This window comes from Rummeliibacillus pycnus (assembly GCF_050459865.1).
GTDB classification, from domain to species: Bacteria; Bacillota; Bacilli; order Bacillales_A; family Planococcaceae; genus Rummeliibacillus; species Rummeliibacillus pycnus_B.
In genome coordinates this window covers 1-8,174 of sequence record NZ_JBCMNM010000119.1, presented here as the reverse complement: position 1 = coordinate 8,174, position 8,174 = coordinate 1, and the positions used below count along the sequence as shown (strand labels likewise).

8 protein-coding genes are annotated in these 8,174 nt (G+C 31.9%); all 8 read left to right on the top strand.

All coding sequences use genetic code 11. The features are described 5' to 3' along the window. Positions 1-372 precede the first annotated feature (372 nt). The 8 genes from ABE048_RS19745 to ABE048_RS19710 all read left to right on the top strand — a co-directional run bounded on the left by ABE048_RS19745 (position 373) and on the right by ABE048_RS19710 (position 8,020). Positions 373-1,650 carry an aspartate aminotransferase family protein gene (locus ABE048_RS19745; RefSeq protein WP_430313006.1) on the top strand — a complete coding sequence of 426 codons (1,278 nt, stop codon included), beginning with the start codon at positions 373-375 and terminating at the stop codon, positions 1,648-1,650. A gap of 19 nt (positions 1,651-1,669) precedes the next feature. After that, positions 1,670-2,464 (top strand): transporter substrate-binding domain-containing protein, encoded by a 795-nt coding sequence (locus ABE048_RS19740; RefSeq protein ID WP_430313005.1) that lies wholly within the window; start codon positions 1,670-1,672, stop codon positions 2,462-2,464. A gap of 417 nt (positions 2,465-2,881) precedes the next feature. Continuing rightward, a complete protein-coding gene (locus ABE048_RS19735; RefSeq protein ID WP_430313004.1) occupies positions 2,882-3,694 on the top strand; it encodes a D-alanine--D-alanine ligase family protein in 813 nt (270 codons plus the stop codon). 278 nt (positions 3,695-3,972) lie between these two features. After that, the gene (locus ABE048_RS19730; RefSeq protein WP_430313003.1) at positions 3,973-4,947 is read left to right on the top strand and encodes a hypothetical protein; all 975 of its coding nucleotides are present in this window, start codon (positions 3,973-3,975) and stop codon (positions 4,945-4,947) included. Positions 4,948-4,949: 2 nt separating this feature from the next. Then, entirely contained in the window at positions 4,950-5,456 is a 507-nt protein-coding gene (locus tag ABE048_RS19725; RefSeq protein WP_430313002.1) for a GNAT family N-acetyltransferase, read from the top strand. Between the two features lie 375 nt (positions 5,457-5,831). Further along, the gene (locus ABE048_RS19720) at positions 5,832-6,620 is read left to right on the top strand and encodes a transporter substrate-binding domain-containing protein (protein ID WP_430313001.1); all 789 of its coding nucleotides are present in this window, start codon (positions 5,832-5,834) and stop codon (positions 6,618-6,620) included. Positions 6,621-6,642: 22 nt separating this feature from the next. Next, a complete protein-coding gene (locus ABE048_RS19715; protein WP_430313000.1) occupies positions 6,643-7,305 on the top strand; it encodes an amino acid ABC transporter permease in 663 nt (220 codons plus the stop codon). Further along, positions 7,298-8,020, top strand: coding sequence for an amino acid ABC transporter ATP-binding protein (locus ABE048_RS19710; protein ID WP_430312999.1), 723 nt, complete (start codon positions 7,298-7,300; stop codon positions 8,018-8,020). The genes ABE048_RS19715 and ABE048_RS19710 overlap by 8 nt, the downstream gene beginning before the upstream one ends. Positions 8,021-8,174 lie beyond the last annotated feature (154 nt).

Genomic DNA, 8,174 nt, shown 5'->3' with positions numbered 1-8,174 from the left:
CTTCCGAGGAGGCTCAACGCTCGCTTAGCACGAAAGCGCCATCTGGAGCGGTATACTAAGTACCCAAATTTATGAAATTAACTCAATTAACAATACAATTATAATTTTCAAATATTAATATTTATTCATCTTTAAATATTGGAAAATCACATAATTTAATAGAAAATTTACAAAAAAATATAAATGAGGCTTGTTTATAGGTGGTTTTAAAGAGAAAAGTAAAAATTATATAAAATTTTTTCTGTGTATTTATTGAAAAAGTATTTAAAAAATTTATAATTATGATATTATATTTATAAATATAAATTAATATATATTCAGAAAACTATTGGGGGAATACTATTGGAAAGCTGGCTCGATTTATATGATATCATGGGTAATTATTTAGCGCCTAGTATGGCTAAAGATCACCCTAATCTACCTGTAGTAAAAGAAGAAGGTTGCTATTATTACGGGGCAGACGGTAAAAAATATCTGGATTTCACATCTGGTATCGCAGTTGCTAACACGGGACACCGTCATCCGAAAATCGTGCAAAGTATAAAAGATGCTGCAGATCAATTAATACATGGACCATCTGGAGTCATCATGTATGAATCGATTTTAGAACTTTCCAAACAACTTGGGGAAATACTACCAGGAGATTTAGATTGTTTCTTCTATGGAAATAGTGGTACAGAAGCTATTGAAGGAGCATTGAAGCTTGCAAAATTCACTACACAGCGACCATATGTGATTTCATTCACAGGTTGTTTCCATGGACGTTCAATGGGTGCACTTGGTGTGACAACATCAAAAAGCAAGTATCGTAAATTTATGCAACCATCTCATTTGTCATACCAAATTCCTTATGCAAATGTGAAAGAAGCGCCTCAAGATGTAGATCCAGTTGCATATGTAGTAGACAAACTAGAACGTGATTTTAACCAATTATTTAGACATCAAGTTACACCTGAAGAAGTGGCAGCTGTTATTGTGGAACCTGTTCTTGGAGAAGGTGGGTATGTGATTCCACCTAAAGAGTGGTTACAGAAAATTCGTGAAATATGTGATCGTCATGGTATTTTACTCATATTTGATGAAGTTCAAACAGGATTTGGACGAACTGGTGAATGGTTTGCTGCTCAAACTTTTGACGTAACGCCTGATATTATGGCAATCGCAAAAGGAATTGCTTCAGGTCTTCCATTAAGTGCAACAGTTGCTAGTCGCAATCTAATGGAAAAATGGCCAATTGGTTCTCATGGTACAACATTTGGTGGAAATCCAATTGCTTGTTCAGTTGCTTTAACAACACTGGAAGTTTTCAAAGAAGAAAACTTAATCGAAAACTCAAAAGTTGTTGGCGCATATGCGGTAGAGCAATTAAAAGTAATTCAAGCAAAATATGATTGTATCGGCGAAGTTCGTGCAACGGGTCTTATGATTGGAATAGATGTCATTGATCCAGCTACTGGTAATGGCGATGGTAAAGCGCTTAAACAGATTTTAGATTTAGCGCTTGAAGAAGGTGTATTGTTCTATCTTTGTGGTAACGAAGGCGAAGTAATCCGAATGATTCCACCACTGACAGTTACGAAAGAACAAATTGATAATGGTTTAAACATGTTAGATCAAGCATTACAAAAATATACGAATGAGTTTAAATAAGGGAGTTTTAGACATGAAAATGAAAAAAAAATGGTTATTCGCAGCAACAGCAGTTTTAGCACTATCACTTGCAGGATGCGGATCAAAAGATACGAAGAATTCAGCTGATAATGGTTCTGGTGGTACTAAAGAGAAAAAAGTATTAGTTATGGGTACTGCGGCAGATTATGCACCTTTTGAATATATCGATGCTAAAGTTTCAGATGATATTATCGGTTTTGATATTGACCTTGCAAAAGCTGCAACAGAAAAAATGGGTTATGAATTACAAGTGAAAGATATGGAATTTAATAGTTTAATTCCAGCACTTCAAGCAGATAAAATAGATTTTGTATTAGCTGGTATGACACCAAATGCAGAACGTGATAAAGTAGTAGATTTCTCTAAATCTTACTATGATACGAAAGAATATATGCTAACTAAAAAAGATAGCGGTATTAAATCTGATGCTGATTTAGCAGGTAAAAAACTGGGCGCACAAACATCTTCTATCCAAGAGGATTTAGCAAAATCTTTAGCTAAACAAATTAAAGGTATTACAATTGAAAGTCGTGACCGTATTCCTGAACTAGTACAAGAAGTTAAATTAGGTCGTATCGATGCATTAATTACAGAAGATATTGTTGCAGAAAACTATTTAAAACAAAATAAAGACCTATCATACTACGTTATCCAAAACCAAGAAGACCAATCAAAAGCAGCAGCATTCCCAGAGGGAAGTAAATTGACTGCAGAATTCGATAAAGCATTAGATGAATTAAATAAAGAAGGCAAAGTCGATGAATTAAAAGCTAAATGGTTTAAAGTGAAGTAACTTATAAAATTAAATTTACTCAAATTAAAAAAAGTCTTATTTCTTGATGAAATCAAACATTAAGAAATAGGGCTTTTTTATGCATAAATGAATTGGCTTTTTTATATATAAATAGAGTGTAATAAATTGTACGTTTTTATATTATATTAAGAATTTATGTAGTCTTATTTAAAAATTAATTATAAATAATAATCAGAGGAGGTAAAAAATGAAAATTGTTGTATTAGCTGGGGGTTTAAGTGATGAAAGGGATGTTTCTCTTGCTTCGGGAGCTCAAATTTCTAATGCATTAATTATCATGATGTATTATTACTAGATATTTACAAAGGTTTAGAAGATGTTTCTGATTTTGAATCAGCTTATAAACAATATAGCAAAGAAACATATACTTATAATGTGCCTAAAGAAAAGCCTAATTTGGAAGTATTACGAAAACAGCAAAATAATCAGAAGTCTTTAATTGGACCGAATGTGTTAGAAATATGTCAAAATGCCGATATTTGCTTCCTTGCACTCCATGGAGGAATTGGTGAAAATGGACAATTACAGGCGTTATTCGATATATACGGTATTCAATATACTGGTAGTTGCTATGAGAGCAGTCTATTAGCGATGAATAAAATAATTTCAAAAGAACTAATGGCTTTTAATGGAATAAATACACCGAGATGGGATATTTATGATTTTGAAAAAGAATTACCAGAAATTAATTATCCAGTTGTTGTGAAGCCAAACGATAACGGTTCTAGCATAGGAGTGGTAATTCTTAATAATTCTGATGATCTTCATACAGCATTAGAAGGAATTAAAGATATTTCACATACTATTCTAATTGAGGAAAAAATAGAGGGAAGAGAGTTTTCTGTTGGAATAATTGGAAAAACTGCTTTACCTGTTATAGAAATTATTCCTAAGAAAGGTTTCTTCGATTATCAAAGTAAGTATCAAGCAGGTGCAAGTGAAGAAATATCACCTGCCAATATTCCAGATAGTTTAGCTGAAGAATTACAAAACACTGCGTTAAAAGTATATAATTTGTTAGGATTAAAAGTGTATTCTAGGATAGACTTTATTGTTGATAAAGATAATGTAATTTATTGTATTGAAGCGAATTCTCTACCTGGCATGACGCAAACTAGTTTATTACCTCAAGAAGCCTTTGCTAATCAAATCAGTTATGAGGATTTATGCGAATTAATAATAAAAGAATCATTAAAGAAATACTCTTAGGAAAAAATATACTTAAACAAAAGCACTGAGAAGTCAGTGCTTTTGTTCTTTAGTATGCGAAATGTTTCACAATTAAAAATAAGCGTTAGAGATTAACTATTGAATATTTTCTCTTTATAATGAGAGGTGGAATTTTCTTAAAGGTTGTGTTGATATGTATTTTCTTTTACTGTTCATTTTGTATATTGTGATTTCATTTCTATTTTTCGTTCACAAACGCATTGAATCTATTCCAACAAATTCTGGTGCTATTGTTATGGCAATGGGCATAATGTTAATTGGGATTATCCAAAAATTCACTTTATACAATATTAGTATCGGCTTTATTTTGGTTATTATATTATTTTGCAATATTTGGGGCGATAGGTTCTTTATTTTTAATCGATTTAAAAAAAGGCACATTTTACAACAATCATTTGAAAGATCCGATTAACAGTTTGACAATTGGAACTTGGGTTGCTGCAACATCTGTTGTCATTCTGAATATGCACTATTATTTTCCACAACTCATTATGCCAAGTATCGTTTTTTATTGCATTGGTTTTATTATATGGATGGTGTATTTGGTGATTATTGTGAGAAATTATTCTTTTTATATTAGGAATCCGGAATATATTGCAAAATTACATGGTGGAATATTGTTGTCATGTGTTGCCACACAATCCCTTGTCATTGCTGGAGTTACCATTTTCAATGTCAAATTTCCAATAGAACTTGGACTTGGTATGCTATGCATTGGATTCATGTTTTACATCATTGGATTTGGATTGATTGTATTAAGTTTTACGAAAGACACAATTAATCACACTATCCAAAATTGGAAAAATACTAATTGTATTATTCATGGTGCATTATCAATAACTGGTTTAGCATTATGTATTAGCATGGAATCATTGGGTGTTTGGCTAATCTATATCTGGTTAGTGGTTTCAATTATATTCTGTATAGTAGAATGTATTGAATTGATTAGAAGTATCATACGAGTAAAACTATTAGGGGTGAATAATGGACTGTTCGTTTATCATCCAACACAATGGGCACGAAACTTTACATTTGGTATGTATGTAAACTTTACAATTCATTTACCAGATTGTAGCTTGTTTGAAAATGCAAGATACTTGGTTGTAGATATTGGAAAATATATTGTTGTTATATTATTTGTAATTGAAATCGGGATATTTATGAATAATGTTCTAAGTATGAAAAAGGAAATAAAAAATGAAGAGCAGAATGAAAACTTAAGGGGGATATAAAAATGATTAAATTAGAAACTAATAATCTTTACTTAAGAGAATTTATACTAGAAGATTTTTCATCACTTCATATTATTTTCTCAGATGAAGAAACGATGAAATATTATCCTTCACCATTTTGTATTGAAAAAACGAAAAAATGGATTGAAAAAAATCAACAAAGATATAATAAAGACGGCTTCGGTTTATGGGCAGTTTGCTTGAAGGGAACTGATCAAGTAATAGGAGATTGTGGTCTTACAAAACAACAAGTCGATGGGAAATTGGAAGTTGAAATAGGGTATCATATTAACAAAAAATACTGGGGAAAGGGTTATGCAACTGAAGCGGCAACTAGCTGTAAAGAATTTGGCTTATATCAATTAGGGGTAAATAAAATGATTAGTATAATTGATCCTCAAAACAGTCAATCGATTCGAGTTGCAGAAAAAATTGGTTTTACATTAGAGAAAAAATCATTCGTCTTTGGAAAAATACATAATATTTATTCGTTTACAAAAGAACTATAGCTATCTTTAATTTGAAACATGGTTAAAAATGAGTGATTTTTAAGAGTGAGAAATAACGGAAGATAGGAAATATTTCGAAAATAAATATTGCCCGAGGAATAAGGAAATACGACAAAAATCTCGTATATAATTGATCATTTTCGACAAAGTTATTATTTATTTATTATTAATTGAATCTTTATTTCATAAATCAAAAAAAAATGCACATTCTTACGTAAAAGGACTTTAGTTTTTTTATATTTATGTTATTATATTCATAAATATTAATTTATATATTCATTATTGCAGCATACCCGTATTATTATGCAATATTTTTATTATTCAAATGAATGAATATATAGCCGAAAAACAACAAACAGAATGGAGCTTTTCAACATGAAAAAGAAATGGTTATTTGCAGCAGCAGCCGTATTATCATTGTCATTAGCAGGATGTAGTTCAAGTTCAAATAAAACTGCAACTGATAACAACAGTGATCAAAACAAAAAAGTATTAGTAATGGGAACATCAGCAGACTTTGCCCCATTTGAATATATCGATGCAACAAAATCAGATGAGATTATCGGTTTTGATGTCGATTTAGCAAATGCTGTTGCGAAAAAAATGGGTTATCAATTAAAGATTCAAGACATGGAATTCAATAGTTTGATTCCAGCTGTACAAGCCAAAAAAATTGATTTTTCAATGGCTGGTATTACACCAAACCCAGAACGTGCAAAAGTAGTCGATTTCACTGACTCTTATTACGATACACATGATTATCTAATTACAAAAAAAGATACTAAGTTCGATAAAATTGATGATCTAAAAGGTAAAAAAATTGGAGCTCAAGTTTCATCAATTGAAGAAGATACTGCAAAAGCTATTGCTGGTAAAGTAAGTGGTGTAAAAGTTGAAACTCGTGACCGTGTTCCTGAACTTATTCAAGAAGTAAAATTAGGAAGATTAGATGGGATTGTTCTTGAAGATATAGTTGCAGAAAACTATGTAAAACAAAACCCAGATTTAAAATTCTCAGCAATCCAAGGCGTTGAAAATCAAAAGAAAGCAGCTGCATTCCCTAAAGGAAGCAAATTGGTTAAAGAATACAATAAAGCTGTAAAAGAGTTAAATGATGCTGGAGAAATCGATAAAATGAAAGCAAAATGGTTCAAAGTAAAGTAATTTAGGGAAAGAGGTTCTTTAGATGAATTTGGATTTCACACCAATTATACCTTCGATCCCTTATATCCTTAAAGGGATCGGAGTTACATTAGAAATTGCTGTAATTGCGTGTGTGCTCGGTTTCATCCTGGGAGTATTACTTTCGCTAGTCAAATTAAGTGGCATTAAGCCACTTAAATGGCTGGCCGATTTTTATACTTCTGTATTCCGTGGTACACCACTTGTATTACAATTAATCATCATTTATATGGGGATTCCACAAATGTTCCCAGAAATCAAAATTGAGCCTATGCCAGCTGCAATTCTAGCATTCTCTTTAAATTCAGCAGCTTATATCTCTGAAATTATTCGCGGTGGGATTATGGCTGTGGATAAAGGACAAAGCGAAGCAGCACAAGCTCTAGGTGTCTCTTATGCTAGTATGATGAAAGATATTATCTTACCGCAAGCGCTAAAAAATATTATACCTTCGTTAATGAATGAATTTATTTCATTAACAAAAGAATCAGCTATTGTTACAGTAATTGGTGCACTAGATATTATGCGTCGTGCTTATATTGTTGGTGGTGCAACATTCCACTACATTGAACCATTACTTATTGCTGGTGTAATCTATTATATTATTGTATTAGTTCTTTCATATGTAGGTAAATTGGTTGAGAAGAGGATGAGAAAAGGTGATTAATGTACAAGATTTGCACAAATCGTTTGGGAAAAATGAAGTACTTAAAGGCATTTCAACAACGATTCAAGATGGCGAGGTCATCGCAATCATTGGTCCTTCTGGTTCTGGTAAATCAACCTTTTTACGTTGCATTAACTTACTAGAAACTCCGACAAGTGGACAAATCGTCATCAACAATCAAGATGTTACTGAGAAGAAAACGAACTTGATGAAAGTACGCGAAAAAGTGGGAATGGTATTTCAACATTTTCATCTCTTCCCACACAAAACAGTAATGGAAAATTTAATCTATGCACCAATGAAAGTAAGTAAATTATCCAAAACTGATGCAGTAAAACGTGGTGAGGAATTACTTAAACAAGTTGGTCTTTTTGAAAAGAAAGACGAATATCCAAACCGCCTTTCAGGTGGTCAAAAGCAACGTGTTGCGATTGCAAGAGCATTAGCAATGCAGCCTGATATCATGCTATTTGATGAACCTACTTCTGCACTTGACCCAGAAATGGTAAAAGAAGTACTAGAAGTAATGAAGTCTTTAACAAAAACAGGTATGACCATGATGATCGTAACACATGAAATGGGCTTTGCTCGTGAAGTAGCGGATCGTGTATTCTTCTTAGATGGTGGCCATTTAATCGAAGATGCACCTCCACAAGATTTCTTTAACAATCCTTCAACACAACGTGCTAAAGACTTTTTAGAAAAAGTTCTATAATGATAATTTTAAAATTTTAATAATAAAGGCATCTAATAATCCATTGTGATTTTTAGATGCTCTTTTTTCGATATTAAACAATAATGTAGATACTTTTGGGAGCCAAACTAAATTTAAGATAGAAATTTTGTATTGCTATCTTCGTTGAAGTGGA

Coding starts and splice junctions, on each gene's coding strand:
- ABE048_RS19745 (WP_430313006.1), top strand. CDS start 373: ATGGGTAATTATTTAGCGCCTAGTATGGCTAAAGATCACCCTAATCTA.
- ABE048_RS19740 (WP_430313005.1), top strand. CDS start 1,670: ATGAAAAAAAAATGGTTATTCGCAGCAACAGCAGTTTTAGCACTATCA.
- ABE048_RS19725 (WP_430313002.1), top strand. CDS start 4,950: ATGATTAAATTAGAAACTAATAATCTTTACTTAAGAGAATTTATACTA.
- ABE048_RS19720 (WP_430313001.1), top strand. CDS start 5,832: ATGAAAAAGAAATGGTTATTTGCAGCAGCAGCCGTATTATCATTGTCA.
- ABE048_RS19715 (WP_430313000.1), top strand. CDS start 6,643: ATGAATTTGGATTTCACACCAATTATACCTTCGATCCCTTATATCCTT.